This is a genomic window from Vibrio sp. NFR (assembly GCF_027587095.1).
Taxonomy (GTDB): Bacteria; Pseudomonadota; Gammaproteobacteria; order Enterobacterales; family Vibrionaceae; genus Vibrio; species Vibrio harveyi.
Map to the genome: position 1 here is coordinate 347,004 of NZ_JAPPTN010000006.1, position 15,993 is coordinate 362,996.

Consider the following 15,993-nt stretch of genomic DNA (forward strand, 5'->3'; position numbering starts at 1 on the left):
AGGTTAGAATCCCAAATAAGATTTAGTTTTACGGTACCTGTTAATGTCAGATCCTAAGTTCATTCACCTTCGAATCCACAGTGATTTCTCGATGGTGGATGGTATCAACAAAGTTCCACCGCTCGTTAAGAAAGTCGCCGAGCTCGGCATGCCTGCAATGGCGTTGACCGATTTCACTAACCTGTGTGGTTTGGTGAAATACTACGGCACTGCGCACGGCAGTGGTGTGAAGCCAATCATCGGCGCAGATTTCAAAATGCAATCGGATGAGTTTGGTGAGGAACTGACGCAACTGACCCTATTGGCTGCAGATAACGAAGGTTACAAAAACCTGACCTTATTGATCTCTAAAGCCTACCTTCGTGGTCACGTACAACACCAACCTGTGATTGATAAAGCTTGGTTAGCCGAGCTGTCAGAAGGTGTGATCGTATTATCTGGCGCGAAAAATGGTGAAATTGGTAAAGCGTTACTTAAGGGTAACCGCAAAGTGGTGGAAAGCTGTGTAGCGTTCTACCAAGAATATTTCCCAGACCGTTTCTATTTAGAGCTGGTTCGTACTGGTCGTTCCGACGAAGAGACTTACCTGCACTTTGCCATCGAATTGGCAGAAGAAACACAATTGCCAGTAGTCGCGACCAACGAAGTAGTCTTTATCAGCGAAGATTTATTTGACGCTCATGAAATTCGCGTTGCGATCCATGACGGTTACACACTAGAAGATCCGCGCCGTCCAAAGAATTACAGCCCAGAACAATACCTGCGTACTGAAGAGGAAATGTGCGAGCTGTTTGCCGACATTCCGGAAGCACTAGAAAACAGTGTCGAAATTGCCAAGCGCTGTAACGTCACAGTACGTCTTGGCGAATACTTCCTCCCTGCTTTCCCAACCGAGGGTATGGAAGAGACTGATTTCTTGGTCATGAAGTCTCGTGAAGGTCTGGAAGAGCGTCTAGAGTTCCTATTCCCAGATGAGGAAGAGCGCAAGCAACGTCGTCCTGAATACGATGATCGTCTACAAATCGAACTCGACGTAATCAACCAAATGGGATTCCCAGGTTACTTCTTGATCGTAATGGAGTTCATTCAGTGGTCGAAAGACAACGCGATTCCGGTAGGTCCGGGTCGTGGTTCGGGTGCTGGTTCTTTGGTGGCATACGCATTAAAAATCACCGATCTTGATCCGTTAGAATATGACCTTCTATTCGAACGTTTCTTGAACCCAGAACGTGTATCCATGCCCGATTTTGACGTCGACTTCTGTATGGATAAACGTGACCAAGTAATTGATCACGTAGCAGAAATGTACGGTCGTGATGCGGTATCACAGATCATCACCTTCGGTACCATGGCGGCAAAAGCGGTAATTCGCGACGTAGGTCGTGTACTGGGGCATCCGTTTGGTTTTGTAGACCGCATCTCCAAACTAGTACCGCCTGATCCGGGTATGACTCTGGAGAAAGCGTTTAAAGCTGAGCCAGCACTGCCTGAGTTGTATGATGCTGACGAAGAAGTTAAAGAACTGATCGATATGTGTCGCATCCTAGAAGGTTGTACACGTAACGCCGGTAAGCACGCGGGTGGTGTTGTAATCTCACCAACCACAATTACAGACTTCGCCCCGATTTATGCTGACTCGGAAGGTCACTTCCCAGTTACTCAGTTCGATAAGAACGACGTTGAAACCGCTGGTCTGGTTAAGTTTGACTTCTTGGGTCTGCGTACCTTAACCATCATCGACTGGGCGTTGGGTCTGATTAACCCGCGTCTAGAACGTGAAGGCAAAGATCCTGTTCGCATCGAATCGATTCCACTGGATGATGCGGCGTCATTCCGTTTGCTGCAAAACTCAGAAACCACTGCGGTATTCCAGCTTGAATCGCGCGGTATGAAAGAGCTGATTAAACGTCTGCAACCGGACTGTTTTGAAGACATCATCGCATTGGTGGCACTGTTCCGCCCAGGGCCGCTTCAGTCGGGCATGGTAGATAACTTTATCGACCGTAAGCACGGTCGTGAGGCGATCTCTTATCCTGATGAAAAGTGGCAACACGAATCGCTTAAAGAGATTCTGGATCCGACTTACGGCATCATCCTGTATCAAGAACAGGTAATGCAGATCGCACAGGTACTGTCTGGCTACACCCTTGGTGGTGCGGACATGCTTCGTCGTGCGATGGGTAAGAAAAAACCGGAAGAGATGGCGAAACAGCGTGCTACCTTCGAAGAGGGGGCAATTGCCAACGGCGTCGATGGCGAGTTGGCGATGAAGATCTTCGACTTGGTAGAGAAGTTCGCGGGTTACGGCTTTAACAAATCTCACTCGGCAGCCTACGCACTGGTTTCGTACCAAACGCTATGGCTGAAGATGCACTATCCAGCGGAATTCATGGCAGCGGTAATGACTGCCGATATGGATAACACTGAGAAAGTGGTTGGCTTAGTTGACGAATGTTTCCGCATGAAGCTCACCGTGCTTCCGCCTGACATCAATGCCGGCTTGTACCGCTTTAACGTAGACGAGAATGGCGCGATTGTTTATGGCATCGGCGCGATTAAAGGTGTGGGTGAAGGTCCAATCGATGCGATCTTGGAAGCGCGCAACAAAGGCGGTCACTTCATCGACCTATTTGATTTTTGTGCGCGAATCGACCTGAAAAAGGTCAACAAACGTGTCATCGAAAAGCTGATTTACGCAGGCGCACTCGATAGACTGGGTCCACACCGTGCGGCACTAATGGCATCGCTTAATGACGCGGTGAAAGCGGCAAGCCAACACCACCAAGCGGAAGCATTTGGTCAAACGGATATGTTCGGTGTATTGACCGATGCTCCGGAAGAGGTGGAACACAAATATACTCAGGTGCCAGCATGGCCAGAGAAAGTATGGTTAGAGGGTGAACGTGAGACGCTCGGTTTATATTTGACCGGGCACCCAGTTAACGCATACATAAAGGAACTAAATAAGTACGTTAGTTGTCGACTAAAAGACGCAACCCCAACTCGTCGTGATCAATCCGTGACAGTCGCGGGTTTGGTGATTGCAGCTCGTGTAATGACAACCAAGCGCGGTACACGAATTGGTATCATGACTCTGGACGACCGAAGTGGTCGAATGGAGGTGATGTTGTTCTCGGATGCGCTTGATAGGTATGCAGAACTTCTCGAAAAAGATAAAATTTTGGTTGTTTCTGGACAGGTCAGCTTTGATGACTTCAATGGTGGCCTTAAAATGTCGGCGCGTGAAGTTATGGATCTGGGTACTGCGCGTGAGAAATATGCACGTGGTTTGTCAGTATCGATTGATGCTAAACAGATTAACGATAAATTCTTTGAGCAATTTACTCGTATTTTAGAACCGCACAAAGCCGGAACCGTACCTGTCAATGTATACTACCAGCGTGCCGACGCCAGAGCGCGGTTAACATTGGGCACCGAATGGCGAGTAACGCCAAGTGATACATTACTAGACGATTTAAAACAGTTACTTGGTAAGAGCCAAGTAGAACTCGAATTTAACTAAAAAATTCAGCGCAATACGTAAGACGCTGAGTCAAAAAGGATTCATAGATGAGCCTAAACTTTCTTGAATTTGAAAAGCCAATTGCAGAACTAGAAGCGAAAATTGAAGCGCTACGTGACGTATCTCGTCACGGTGGTGATTCTGCAATTGACCTTGATAAAGAAATCGAACAGCTTGAGAAGAAGAGCCTAGAGCTTAAGAAGAAAACCTTCAGCGACCTAGGTGCATGGGAAACAGCTCAACTGGCTCGTCACCCTTTACGTCCATACACGCTAGATTACATTCAGCACGTATTCGAAGAGTTTGATGAGCTTGCGGGTGACCGCGCGTTCGCAGACGACAAAGCGATCGTGGGTGGTATTGCACGTCTTGAAGGTCGTCCTGTGATGATCATTGGTCACCAAAAAGGTCGTGAAACCAAAGAAAAAGTAAAACGTAACTTTGGTATGCCAAAGCCTGAAGGTTACCGTAAAGCACTGCGTTTGATGGAAATGGCTGAGCGTTTCAACATGCCAATCATCACTTTCATCGACACAGCAGGTGCATACCCAGGTGTTGGCGCTGAAGAGCGTGGTCAATCAGAAGCTATCGCGAAGAACCTTAAAGTGATGTCTGGTCTTAAAGTACCAGTAATCTGTAACGTTGTTGGTGAAGGCGGTTCTGGTGGTGCACTCGCTATTGGTGTTGGTGACTACGTAAACATGCTTCAGTACTCAACGTATTCAGTAATCTCTCCGGAAGGTTGTGCTTCAATTCTATGGCGTGATTCAGACAAAGCGCCTCAAGCAGCAGAAGCAATGGGTCTAACAGCTCCGCGCCTAAAAGAGCTTGAGCTTATTGACGAAATCATTGAAGAGCCGTTAGGTGGCGCGCACCGCGACCACGTTCAAATGGCTGCAAACATGAAAGCTAACTTGCTTCGTCAGCTAGAAGACCTTGAGCAACTAGACCACGAAACGCTACTAGAGCGTCGTTACCAACGTCTAATGAACTACGGTTACTGCTAAGCGCTAGCTGATATCTCGCAAGATAACAGATAAAATAGAAAGGGTTGGGCATATGCCTAACCCTTTTTTGTTTCTATCGGATGGCTTATGGAATCGCTTTACTCGCATTTTGCTCAAGTTCTCGACCGCTATTTTCAACCAGATACAAAGATTGTCTTGGCGTTTAGCGGCGGGGTTGATTCGCGTCTGCTACTTGAGCTACTCAGTCGTTATCAGCAAGTGAACTCAACTGAATCTAAGTTACTCAGGTGTCAGGCGGTATACGTTCATCATGGTTTAAGTTCGAATGCCGATGATTGGGCAGACAAATGCTTGCTATGGGCAAAACATGTGAACATTCCATGCACGGTTGAACGGGTTGAGTTAGACATCAACAGCGGTGAAAGTATCGAGTTGTTGGCACGTGAAGCTCGTTACCAAGCCTTAGAAAAGCATATCCAAATGGGTGACTTATTGCTGACAGGGCAACATGCCGATGACCAAGTGGAAACCTTCTTGTTAGCACTTAAACGAGGCAGTGGACCAAAGGGGTTATCAGCAATGGCTGAAAGCATGCCGTTTGTTGGTGGCATATTAGTTCGTCCGTTGCTGACCGTTAAACGAGAGCAAATCGAAGCGGCAGCCAGAGAGCAAAAACTGGACTGGGTAGAAGACGAAAGTAACCAAGATATTCGTTACGACCGTAACTTCCTCCGTCATCGAATTGTGCCTGAGTTATCTGAACGTTGGCCGAGTGTCCATCAAGCCGTTCAGCGCAGTGCGAGTTTATGCGCGCAACAAGAAGCCTTGTTGGATGAACTGCTAGGAGCGGCATTTGAGTGTGTTTTGCAAACTGATCTCAGCGTGAGTATTGAAGCACTCAATGAACACAGTGAACTCGCGCGGGCAAGGCTTATCCGAATGTGGCTAGCAAAACTTGCAGTCAACATGCCGACGCAGGTGCAACTCAATCTGATTTGGAGTGAAGTCGCTTTGGCGCAACAAGATGCCAACCCAAAGCTCAAGCTCAAACAAGGCGAAGTGCGCCGCTTTCAACATCGTCTTTACTGGGTGAAAGAAAGTGTCGATGTCACAACATGGCACAGCGAAATTCAGCTCGACACACGATTGGTACTGCCTGAACATTTAGGAGAGTTGACGCTAAGTACAAGCTCAGATAACGCGACAATAGCGTTACCGTCTCAGCCAGATCTGCTCAGAGTGACGTTTAATCCAGAGGGGCTTTCTGCGCACCCAACCACGCGGAATCACAGTCGTAAGCTGAAAAAGTTGTTTCAAGAGTACAATGTGCCAAGTTGGCTACGTCGTCAAATTCCGATTTTGATGTACCAAAATCAGGTAGTCGCCGTTGGAGATTTGTTTGTTGATCAGGCTTTCAGTGGTCAAGACTGTGAACTTATCTGGCGCAAGTCGTTGTAATTCATGCCACAATATCGAATATAAAAAACAGATACTTAAATAAAAACGATTAGGTGAAGCAATGAAGAAAACAATCATGGGCGCAATGGTGGCGCTAACCATGTTGAGTGGGCAAGCACTGGCTGCTGGAGATGCAGCGGCAGGACAAGCGAAAGCTGCTGTGTGTGCCGCTTGTCATGGCGCGGATGGTATCGCGGTGATTCCGGGTTATCCAAATCTGAAAGGGCAGAACGAGCAATACATTGAAAGCTCGATCAAAGCGTATAAAGCGGGTCAACGTACCGGCGGTCTTGCGCCTGTGATGCAAGCACAAGCGAACTTGCTCTCTGACGAGGATATTGCGAACTTGGCGGCATACTATGCTAGCTTAAAATAGGTACGAACAATAAGTTACGTTAAGCCAGAGTTTTTGCTCTGGCTTTTTGCTATTGACGAACACAACGTATGGTCTCAGTCACCTTGTATTTTGTTGCGTTCTTCGTCAAATAAACTCCATCAGTGTCAGGATTTTCAGTCGCTTGGTAATAACAAGGATTGAATGTTGTGGGACGCTAACCGATAATATGCGCAAACGATTGAAGCTTAAGGGATGAACATGAAAAAGATTGAAGCGATTATCAAGCCATTCAAATTGGATGATGTTCGAGAAGCATTGGCTGAAGTAGGCATTACAGGGATGACCGTCTCTGAAGTGAAAGGCTTTGGTCGCCAAAAAGGGCACACTGAGTTGTACCGTGGCGCAGAGTACATGGTGGATTTTCTGCCTAAAGTGAAGCTAGAAATCGTTGTGACTGAAGACGTTGCAGACAAGTGCGTAGAAACTATCATCGAAACAGCGCAAACGGGCAAGATTGGTGATGGTAAGATCTTCGTGACCGACGTAGAACGTGTAGTACGTATCCGTACAGGTGAAGAAGACGAAGACGCAATCTAACTCCGTCGAGATAGAATTAAGATTTCACTTCATTATGTGGTGAAAATTTGAGTAAGCTAAAAGGGAGCCGCGCATGGCTCCTTTTTTGTTATTCGCATTTTATACCCAAGTAACCTCGAGATGCGTAGTTCAACGAAAGTGACTTGGTTTGCAGGCGCAGCAACGTTCTGAATTCTGCATCTTGAAGCCACTCGGGTATATATGTGACATTTTTGTGTTTAGGTAGGTTTATGTATCAGCGTTTTGCTTTTGCGTTAGTTTTTCTCATTATCGCTGGGTTTGTGAGCTTTCAGGTCATTTTCACCGTGCCAGAACAGCCGCAAATTATTACTCAAACAGGGGCGAATATTACTCAAAACATCCGTTGTATGGAGTTTGATAAACCGCAAGCGCTCGATAAGGACGGTGAATTAAATGTCTTGGTGTGGAATATCTATAAACAGAACCGTGATAACTGGCAACAAGCATTGGATGTGTTTTCTGCCAATAAACAACTGTTGCTTCTACAAGAAGCGAGCTTAACAGATGAGTTTAAGAATTGGTTGGTAGAAGGGCATTGGGTGAGTAATCAAGTCAGTGCGTTCAAAGCATTGGGCAGCGGTGCTGGTGTGATTAGCATTGCTCAGCAAGCGCCAATCCGAGCTTGTGCGTATACATCGAAAGAGCCGTGGCTGCGTTTGCCGAAATCTGCGCTGTACAGCAAATATCAACTGAGCAATGGTCAAACTTTGGCAGTCGTGAACATTCATGCAATTAACTTTACCGTGGGCACAGAAGAATACACATCGCAGTTGTCTGCGTTAGAGATGGTATTGAAGGAGCACCAAGGTCCAATTCTGTTTGCTGGGGATTTTAATAGCTGGAGTGAAGAACGTGTCGCTGCGATGAAAAAGGCGTTACAAAAAGCGCATCTTCAAGAGGCTAAGTTTAACCAAGATGATCGAACTCAATTCATTACGGGATTGCCACTTGACCATGTCTTTTATCGTGGTCTGACCCTCAAAAATGCGAAAGCGCCGCAGAGCGACGCTTCCGATCATAATCCACTGTTGGTGTCATTTACGCTCAACGATGAGCGCTGACAGCGTTAAGTCCGTTTGAGGACTTAAGTAACAACGATGTACAGTGCCCAAATCACGTAGAATGCAATCCAAGGCAGGCTCGAAATCACAAGAGCCTGTCCGCGTTCAAACTCAGTCCAAGTTAGAACCACGCCATAACCTAATACAATGTACCAAGGCAGCAATAGCGGTAGTGAGCTTGCAAAATGTGACCATTCGTTGGTTAACGGCAGTTTCAACAGACCGTTAAGACTGTTTAGGTCTGCAGCGTAAGTCATCACTTCACCGTGTTTCAAAAGTAGGCTCGCGTAGCTGGCGATGTCACCCAGTACAGCAGGGAATAGAATTGCGCTTGAAGCGGCAAACCATTTCCAGTAACCGTATTGTTGTTTGCTCGCTTTTGTCGCTAGAAGGAACCAAAGCGACAGTAGAAGTAGCGTTGCAAAACGGTTAAACACGTCATTGATAATGGCACTTGCCATCAGCGTGTTCGGCTCCAACAGTTCAATCTGCTTAGGATCGATCTGTTGGAACTGAGCGGTTAATTGTTCACTCAACCAAGTGAAATCCACATTCGAGAAATAGGCACCCCAAAACAGGAATGGGCTGATCATCAAGAAGATGAACGGTTGCCACCCCCAGCCTCCACGCTGATACAGCGCCAAGAAGCACGATGTTGGAGATCGGAAAATATCCAACAACATTACAAGCGGGTTACTCGATGGGTTCATACACTTACCTTAGTTACGTCAACATACAACTTAAGCTTCTGACCTGGTTTCAGGTACTTCTGCTTTTGAAGAGAATTCCATTTCACGATGTCGTTACTCTTCACCTTAAACTTGCTTGCAATACCACTGATGGTGTCGCCTGAGCGTACGTTGTAGAACACAGTGCGAATTACCGCACCTTTGTCTGAGTTCTTCCAAATCACCAGTTTTTGACCGACGCGCAGTGTGTCTTTTGGTCCCATACCGTTCCATTTCGCTAGGGATTTATGAGAGACCTTGTTCTCACGCGCGATAGACCACAAGCTCTCGCCAGATTGGACGGTGTGCGTCAATTTGTATTGACCACGAGCTTGAGATTGCATTTTGTTGAGGCGATTTTCAGCACTTAAAGCGTACTTAGAATCGTCTTTTGTTGACGTTGGGATCATCAGGTACTGACCAACGCGGATATTGTTGTTTGATAAACCATTAGCACGTTGGATAACTTTCGTTGTCGTGCCGTACTTTTGAGCGAGCACGCTGAGTGAGTCACCAGACTTCACTTTGTAGCGTGCTACTTTAACCCCTTTACCACGGTTCTTTTTCACTTGGGCAAGGAACTGATCCTTTTTCTCAATAGGAATAAGAAGTTGATGTGGTCCTTCTGGGGCGGTAGACCATTGGTTGTAAGCAGGGTTGTAACCTTGTAGCTCTTTTACGCCAATGCCTGCGTAATCAGCAGCAATCGCAAGATCGAGTTGCTCTTTCGGATCAACAAGTGTCAGTACTGGTTTGTTTGGGATCGGTGGGATCTCGATGCCGTACTTATCTTGGTTAGCGACGATGTCGGCAAGAGCAAGGAGCTTAGGAACGTAACTGCTTGTCTCCTTTGGAAGATCCAAAGAGAAGAAGTCTGTTGGCTTACCAAGCTTTTTGTTCTTACGAATGGCACTTGATACACGACCACCACCACTGTTGTACGCCGCGATAGCATGATCCCAGTTACCATCAAAGCGCTTGCTTTGTTGCTCTAGGTAATCGAGTGCAGCATTAGTTGACGCGTACACGTCGCGACGACCGTCGTACCAGTAGTTTTGCTCTAGTCCCATCATTTTACCCGTACCAGGCACGAACTGCCAAAGCCCTGCTGCGCTGCCATGAGAGTATGCAAATGCATCAAACGAGCTCTCTACCACAGGCAGAAGCGCCAACTCCATTGGCAGTCCACGTTCTTCGATGCGTTTTGTAATCATGTACAAAAACGGCTGTGCACGTTCTGAAACGGTGCGCAGGTGGCTAGGGTGCTTCAAATACCATGTGCGGTAGTAAGCAATTTTCTTGTTGTCTGGGATGTCCATCTCAAGTTGCATGCCGATACGTCGCCATACATCTTTTTGTTCCTGAGGAGAAAGGGCTTTTGGGGTCTCTTTAGCAGATTTCTTTGCTATTGATTGCTTTTTCTCGGAGTCCGTTTGAGCTGCATCTTGTTTTACTGCTTGCTCGGACTTATTGGTTTCTGGTGCTGGAGTGTTTGTTGAATCTGACTGAGTCAATTGACAGCCAGAAAGTAATAACGCCAACGCCCAACTGTACTTTAAACGCATGGATTCAGCCTATTTAGGGCCTGTTTATCTTCTCCTGCCTGTCGCGCAGCTAAGGTGCGTGGCAGTCGCAAGATAATAGACATCTTGTAACACTAACTAAAAGTAGGGCACATAGCCGCTACTGTATGCGTTTGGGTGAAATACAAACTGCTTTATATCAGCCCCTAAACGCAATAGAAGCGCCAGAGGCGCTTCTATGAAAATCAGCTCACGATAATACTTGCGTCGAGCAAGTTTACAAGCAGAAATTGGTTAAAATTCGTTCTTCCACTCACGTAGAGCTGTAAAAACCGAGCATGGATCGCTATTTTCAATACGGTTTGCGACGGATTGAATAACTTCCGCGTTGGTCGCACGAAGGAATGGGTTAATGAGTTTCTCTTTACGCAGCGTTGTCGGGAGAGTTGGAATGTTCAGCCCACGTAGGCGATTTACGTCGTCGCGGTACTGGCGCAAGTGTTCATTATCCGGCTCAACGGCAAGGGCAAATGCTACGTTACTTGCGGTGTATTCATGAGCGGAGAATACCTCGGTTTCTTCAGGAAGCTTGGAAAGCTTACTTAGGGATTCGAACATTTGCTCTGGTGTGCCTTCAAAAATGCGACCGCAACCAGCTGAGAACAACACATCGCCGCAGAAAAGCTTACCGTCACCGACATAGCCAATGTGACCCAGAGTGTGACCTGGTAAGCCAAGTACCATAAAGATTTCGCCAAACAACTCTAGTTTGTCGCCTTCTTCCATCGCATTGGTTAAAGTTGGAATAGGCTCCGCTTTTGGGCCTACCACAGAAACATGTGGAAAAGCATGAACTAAATCTGGAACGCCACCAATGTGATCGTTGTGGTGGTGCGTAATTAAGATCGCTTCTAAAGTTAACTCGTTAGCCTGCAAATATTCTAACACTGGCTTAGCATCGCCCGGATCGACCACCGCACAACGCTTGTCGCTATTTTGTATCAGCCAGATGTAATTATCATTAAATGCGGGTATGCTTTTGATCTCTAACACGATTCGTTCTCCGTCACCCTTTTAATAGTCAGGTGGTTAATGAAACCAGCACTCAGCAACAAAACTTTACAGCACCCGTCGACTTGGTCAGAAATGAACAATGGTCCATGGGTACTTGAGTCAATCCAAACCCGCCTTGATGAGTGGTGTCCGAAGCTGTTCGGTTACCACATGTTGAAATTGGGTGGCTTGAGCTGTGAGCTAACCAGCTGTAGTTGTAACATTCAACACCAAGTCAACGTAGATATCCAGAACCCGTTGCATAATGTCATCGCAGATGGTTACGAATTACCCTTTTTAGAGAAAAGCTTTGATGTTGTTGTGCTGGCTCATCAGCTTGACTATGCAAGTGATCCCCATCGGTTGCTACGTGAAGTTGACCGCGTCATGATGGATGATGGTTATCTTATTATTACGGGGTTTAATCCGATCAGTCTCACTGGTGTAGCAAGTTTGCTGCCTTGGCGCAGAAACAACTTACCATGGAGCGGACGTATGTTCACCGCCAACCGTATCAAAGACTGGTTAGGTGTATTGAACTATCAAGTGATTCATTGTGACCGTTACGCGCTGTTTCCTATGACGCGTTACAAAACTATGTGGACGTGGCTAGAGAATAGCTTAGGCGATTGGGCATCACCGGCAGGAAGTTTGTACTATATCGTTGCTCGTAAACGAACGTACCCTCTCAAACCGATCAAGCCGCATTGGCGCTTGAAGAGAAAGTTAACACCACTGGGCGTGATGAACAGAGAGGGCAGTGCAGTGAAAAAGGTCTCAAGCGGTAAAAACTAAGACGCTTGGTACCCTGTATCTTCTTCGGTTGGGTTTTCTGCGGCTGCGCGTGCTAGCTCATCACAGATTTCGTTTTCACGATGACCCGCATGACCTTTCACCCAGTGCCAATCTACTTGGTGGCGAGCGGTTTCTTTATCGAGTGCTTGCCATAGATCGGCGTTCTTTACCGGCTTTTTATCTGCGGTCTTCCAGCCACGTTTTTTCCAGTTGTGTATCCATTGCGTAATGCCTTGGCGCACGTACTGGCTATCCGTTGTTAATGTTACTTGGCATGGCTCTTTTAATGTTTGAAGTGCCACTACTGCTGCCAACATTTCCATACGGTTGTTGGTCGTCAATGTGTAGCCTTTTGCTAGCGTCTTTTCTGTTTGTTTGTAACGCAGAACAATGCCGTAACCACCTGGACCAGGATTGCCTAAACAAGATCCATCAGTGAAAATCTCAACGTGTTTGGTCATATTTTTGGTACTATTAGCCGAAACATTTAATAAAGCATAGTCTGACACACATAACCTTATGAATACCAGCAGCAATTCTGAACATAATCGTATTGTCGTACTCGATACCGAAACCACGGGTATGAACCTCGAAGGCGGCCCGCACTACATGGGGCACCGCATTATCGAGATCGGTGCCGTGGAAATCATCAACCGTAAGCTAACTGGTCGTCACTTCCACGTTTACCTAAAACCGGACCGTGACATTCAGCCAGATGCAATTGAAGTACACGGTATCACCGATGAGTTTCTTGTCGACAAGCCGGACTATGCAAATGTCCACCAAGAGTTTTTAGATTTCATCAAAGGTGCCGAGTTGGTTGCCCACAACGCGCCCTTCGATACCGGCTTTATGGATTACGAGTTTGAAATGCTCGATCCGACGATCGGTAAAACGGATGACTTCTGTAAGGTGACTGATACCCTTGCCATGGCGAAGAAAATCTTCCCAGGCAAACGAAACAACCTCGACGTTTTGTGTGAACGTTACGGCATTGATAACTCACACCGTACGCTCCATGGGGCATTGCTCGATGCGGAGATTCTAGCTGACGTTTACCTACTGATGACTGGTGGACAAACAAGCCTAGAATTCAACGCTAACAAGAGTGACGGCGGTGCAGAAGGTATTCGTCGTGTTGAAGGAAGAAAAGCGCTAAAGGTTTTGCGTGCAACTGCCGATGAAGTAGAAGCACACCAGAAAAGATTGGAACTGGTGAACGACAGTATTTGGCAGTAATAGGAGAGACTATGTTGAGGGCTTTGTCAGTCGCTATTTTAGCGTTCTGGAGTTGTTTCGCGTTTTCTGCGAGCGAGTCCGCCATGTCTTTGTTAGATAACCGATTTCGTGTCGACCCAACCATCGAACAAATTACCTTTCTGGTTTATCGCGAACAGAGCTCTCATCCCGTTGTTCTTGTCCGTCCTGATGGCAAAAAATATTATGCATGGGGTACCTACGACAATGTACGTTGGTACCAAGAGCCTTCTCTGGACATCATATCGATTGATAACCCAATGCCAGGTCCTTGGCAGGCTGTGGGTAAGGTCACTCCTAAAAACAACATCCGTCTGATTTCACATCTCAAGCTGAGTACCGATGTGTTCCCTAATCGCCTTTACCACAGTGAGGCGCTTAAGTTCACCGCGCGTTTAACCTCAGACGATCAACCGTTGGTATTGAGAGATTTTCTAGACCGCGTCAATCTGCGCGTCACCTTCACCAAATTTGTTGAGAATGAAGACGAACTGATCAAAGAAGCGCGACCAGTACCTATGGTGATCGGTGAGTTTGCCGATGATGGTCGTGGTTTGGATGAAAAAGCAGGTGATGGTGTATTTACGGTTCAGCTACCAATTGATGTTGAGCCGGGTAAGTACCGCGCACGCATTACATCAGGTAACGGGGTTTTCCTGAGAGCGCAAGAACAAATCGTGTTGGTCTATCCATCGCCAATTACGCGCACCTTTATTCAATCACGTCATGCAGACCAACCGCATCAGCTGGTGGTCAGTGGTGAACAAGGCATGATCACTCCGGGCTCTATTGCGGTGAACATTGAGCAGGAAGCGCCCGATGGTTTTATCAGTTATAGCCAAGGTCAAGTGTCGGCTGATGGCACGAAAACCACGCTCAAAATGGACAACGATCCAGAGCTAGGTAAATACTCATGGCACGGTGAGGTGTTTGCAACTGACTTAGCGACTAAGCGTTCATTAGTCTTCCCAATCAAAGAACAGTCATTTAGTGTTGTTGAAGAGGTGGATCTTGAAGCGGCTCGTGTCGCGAAAGAGGCGGAACTCGCTGAGCAGCGTCGTATTGAAATGGAAAAACGCATCATTGCTGAGCGCGAGGCGGAACGTAAGCGCAGCATGATCATCATAGGTATCGGAAACGTCATCGTACTGATTCTAGTGGTGCTATTCTGGATCATATGGAGCAAGGTAAAAGCCAAGCGTCAAGCTATGCCAGAGATGCAGTTGGAAGTCCCTAAGAAGTAGGGCAAAGAAATGAGATATAGAACGGAGCCGATTGGCTCCGTTTTTGTTAGATCGTCTTACTAGAGTTTTATACCCAAGTAACCTCAGATACTCGGTTCAGCGAGAATGAGTTGATGTGTAGACGCTGCGGCGATTTAAAGATCTTGATTCTAAATCAAGAATCGGCAACAAAGTATACAAGCCAAGGCCCTTACTATTTGTAAAGAGTGCCCTTTGAGAGTGTGTCATGAACTCGCTTTTTTATTAAACCAATGGCTGCACCAAACAACTTGGAAGAGCTGGCTATTATACTGCGTTGTTTTCCTTACTCTCGAATCAATGACAACGCTCTGAATCCTGTATCTTGAAGTCACTTGGGTGTACTTTGGTTTAAAAACTGATATTTACATTGTGTGCTGCGTTTAAATTGAGGACTTTAGTTGTGACAATCAAATTATTAAATCTAGATCATTTACCTTTGCAAAGAGCGCTAGTGGAATCTGCATGCAACGCTTTTGTGCACGAAGAAGAGGTGGTAGCCGCAGTATTGCTTGGCTCATTGTCTTCAGGAAAAGGGGATCGTGTATCGGATGCGGATGTTATCGTGTTTACCAAAAATAACTTCCATAAAAATGTCACACCTTGCTTTGCTCTGTTTGAGGAAGGCAAAGAGATCTTCTATCGTCTTGAAGGCGATCACAATGAGAATGCTTGCTTTAAAAAGTACATCTTTAACGATCTGACCAGTGCAGAGATTCATTGCTTGGATCTTAATGAACCTTTCCAACTTTCAAGACCCTTCAAAGTTCTATTCGATAAAGCTGATATCATCGATGAGTTAGTAACCGATGAGCCAGCCCCAAAGCACGAAGATTTTCCCGTTTATACAAGTGGAGACCAAGGTCTGATTTGGGAGCTGTTTGACTGTATAAAATGGCTGAGTCGCGACAACAATGAGTTGGCAAAAAACTACCTCAAGAAACTCACAGACAAGCTCTAGGTATAGTGTCTTACAGGACGCTTGGTGACTAGGAGGTGTTTATGAAGTACAAAAAACGTCGGACGTACAAATATAACCTTCATTCCGAAGAACAGATTGAAACCGGTATCGCCCTCGCGCAGCCTTTTGACAGCCCGTTTCTCAGCCTATCCGAGCAAGGGGTGCTGACGATTAAGAAAGGTTACTCATGGGATGGAGCGAGTGGCCCAGCGATTGATACTCAAAACATCCTCAAGGCGTCTTTGGTGCATGACGCATTGTACCAGCTCATGAGGGAGGAAGTATTGCCGCAAAGCAGTCGAGAGCAAGCGGATAGGCTTCTACGTCAAATATGTCTCGAACACGGCATGTCGAACTTTAGGGCTTCCTACATCTATTACGGAGTCAGAGTGTTTGGTGGATGTTTTTCCAAACCGGATCTTTTATCTGTCTAGCTAGGCTCTCTTGGT

Annotated in this window: 15 protein-coding genes; 11 read left to right on the forward strand and 4 right to left on the reverse strand. The window is 46.5% G+C overall.

Annotation, left to right across the window (positions count from 1 at the left end; translation table 11 throughout):
- Nucleotides 1–43: 43 nt before the first annotated feature.
- The 6 genes from dnaE to OH463_RS14380 all read left to right on the forward strand — a co-directional run bounded on the left by dnaE (nucleotide 44) and on the right by OH463_RS14380 (nucleotide 7,965).
- The gene (gene dnaE / locus OH463_RS14355) at nucleotides 44–3,523 is read left to right on the forward strand and encodes a DNA polymerase III subunit alpha (RefSeq protein ID WP_038899076.1); all 3,480 of its coding nucleotides are present in this window, start codon (nucleotides 44–46) and stop codon (nucleotides 3,521–3,523) included.
- Between the two features lie 47 nt (nucleotides 3,524–3,570).
- Entirely contained in the window at nucleotides 3,571–4,530 is a 960-nt protein-coding gene (accA, locus tag OH463_RS14360; RefSeq protein WP_005446156.1) for an acetyl-CoA carboxylase carboxyl transferase subunit alpha, read from the forward strand.
- 87 nt (nucleotides 4,531–4,617) lie between these two features.
- The gene (tilS, locus tag OH463_RS14365; protein ID WP_269991515.1) at nucleotides 4,618–5,949 is read left to right on the forward strand and encodes a tRNA lysidine(34) synthetase TilS; all 1,332 of its coding nucleotides are present in this window, start codon (nucleotides 4,618–4,620) and stop codon (nucleotides 5,947–5,949) included.
- Nucleotides 5,950–6,010: 61 nt separating this feature from the next.
- Nucleotides 6,011–6,325, forward strand: a complete 315-nt coding sequence (locus OH463_RS14370; protein ID WP_005446152.1) for a c-type cytochrome — start codon at nucleotides 6,011–6,013, stop codon at nucleotides 6,323–6,325.
- A gap of 219 nt (nucleotides 6,326–6,544) precedes the next feature.
- Nucleotides 6,545–6,883, forward strand: a complete 339-nt coding sequence (glnB, locus tag OH463_RS14375; RefSeq protein ID WP_005436810.1) for a nitrogen regulatory protein P-II — start codon at nucleotides 6,545–6,547, stop codon at nucleotides 6,881–6,883.
- A gap of 230 nt (nucleotides 6,884–7,113) precedes the next feature.
- A complete protein-coding gene (locus OH463_RS14380) occupies nucleotides 7,114–7,965 on the forward strand; it encodes an endonuclease/exonuclease/phosphatase family protein (protein WP_069217974.1) in 852 nt (283 codons plus the stop codon).
- Nucleotides 7,966–7,988: 23 nt separating this feature from the next.
- Here OH463_RS14380 and OH463_RS14385 read toward each other — a convergent pair whose 3' ends face one another.
- The 3 genes from OH463_RS14385 to gloB form a co-directional block, all read right to left on the reverse strand.
- On the reverse strand, nucleotides 7,989–8,675 hold the full coding sequence (locus OH463_RS14385; RefSeq protein WP_029789634.1) for a YIP1 family protein: 687 nt from the start codon (nucleotides 8,673–8,675) through the stop codon (nucleotides 7,989–7,991).
- Nucleotides 8,672–10,258 carry a lytic transglycosylase gene (locus OH463_RS14390; protein ID WP_005446145.1) on the reverse strand — a complete coding sequence of 529 codons (1,587 nt, stop codon included), beginning with the start codon at nucleotides 10,256–10,258 and terminating at the stop codon, nucleotides 8,672–8,674. Before OH463_RS14390 ends, OH463_RS14385 begins: the two co-directional genes overlap by 4 nt.
- 252 nt (nucleotides 10,259–10,510) lie before the next feature.
- The gene (gloB, locus tag OH463_RS14395; RefSeq protein WP_009703865.1) at nucleotides 10,511–11,269 is read right to left on the reverse strand and encodes a hydroxyacylglutathione hydrolase; all 759 of its coding nucleotides are present in this window, start codon (nucleotides 11,267–11,269) and stop codon (nucleotides 10,511–10,513) included.
- Nucleotides 11,270–11,308: 39 nt separating this feature from the next.
- Here gloB and OH463_RS14400 point away from each other — a divergent pair, with 39 nt between their 5' ends.
- Nucleotides 11,309–12,064 (forward strand): class I SAM-dependent methyltransferase, encoded by a 756-nt coding sequence (locus OH463_RS14400; protein WP_005446141.1) that lies wholly within the window; start codon nucleotides 11,309–11,311, stop codon nucleotides 12,062–12,064.
- Here the strand turns inward: OH463_RS14400 and rnhA are convergent.
- Nucleotides 12,061–12,525 (reverse strand): ribonuclease HI, encoded by a 465-nt coding sequence (gene rnhA, locus OH463_RS14405; protein ID WP_005446139.1) that lies wholly within the window; start codon nucleotides 12,523–12,525, stop codon nucleotides 12,061–12,063. The two genes, OH463_RS14400 and rnhA, sit on opposite strands and share 4 nt — an antisense overlap.
- Before the next feature lie 58 nt (nucleotides 12,526–12,583).
- Here rnhA and dnaQ point away from each other — a divergent pair, with 58 nt between their 5' ends.
- The 4 genes from dnaQ to OH463_RS14425 all read left to right on the forward strand — a co-directional run bounded on the left by dnaQ (nucleotide 12,584) and on the right by OH463_RS14425 (nucleotide 15,978).
- Nucleotides 12,584–13,303 carry a DNA polymerase III subunit epsilon gene (gene dnaQ / locus OH463_RS14410; protein ID WP_038899081.1) on the forward strand — a complete coding sequence of 240 codons (720 nt, stop codon included), beginning with the start codon at nucleotides 12,584–12,586 and terminating at the stop codon, nucleotides 13,301–13,303.
- An 11-nt stretch (nucleotides 13,304–13,314) separates the two neighbouring features.
- On the forward strand, nucleotides 13,315–14,565 hold the full coding sequence (locus OH463_RS14415) for a TIGR03503 family protein (RefSeq protein WP_269991516.1): 1,251 nt from the start codon (nucleotides 13,315–13,317) through the stop codon (nucleotides 14,563–14,565).
- Between the two features lie 472 nt (nucleotides 14,566–15,037).
- Entirely contained in the window at nucleotides 15,038–15,544 is a 507-nt protein-coding gene (locus tag OH463_RS14420) for a nucleotidyltransferase domain-containing protein (protein ID WP_269991517.1), read from the forward strand.
- Between the two features lie 41 nt (nucleotides 15,545–15,585).
- Nucleotides 15,586–15,978: a DUF1353 domain-containing protein gene (locus OH463_RS14425; RefSeq protein WP_017189238.1), complete on the forward strand. Its 393-nt coding sequence runs from the start codon at nucleotides 15,586–15,588 to the stop codon at nucleotides 15,976–15,978.
- The last annotated feature ends 15 nt before the right edge of the window (nucleotides 15,979–15,993 follow it).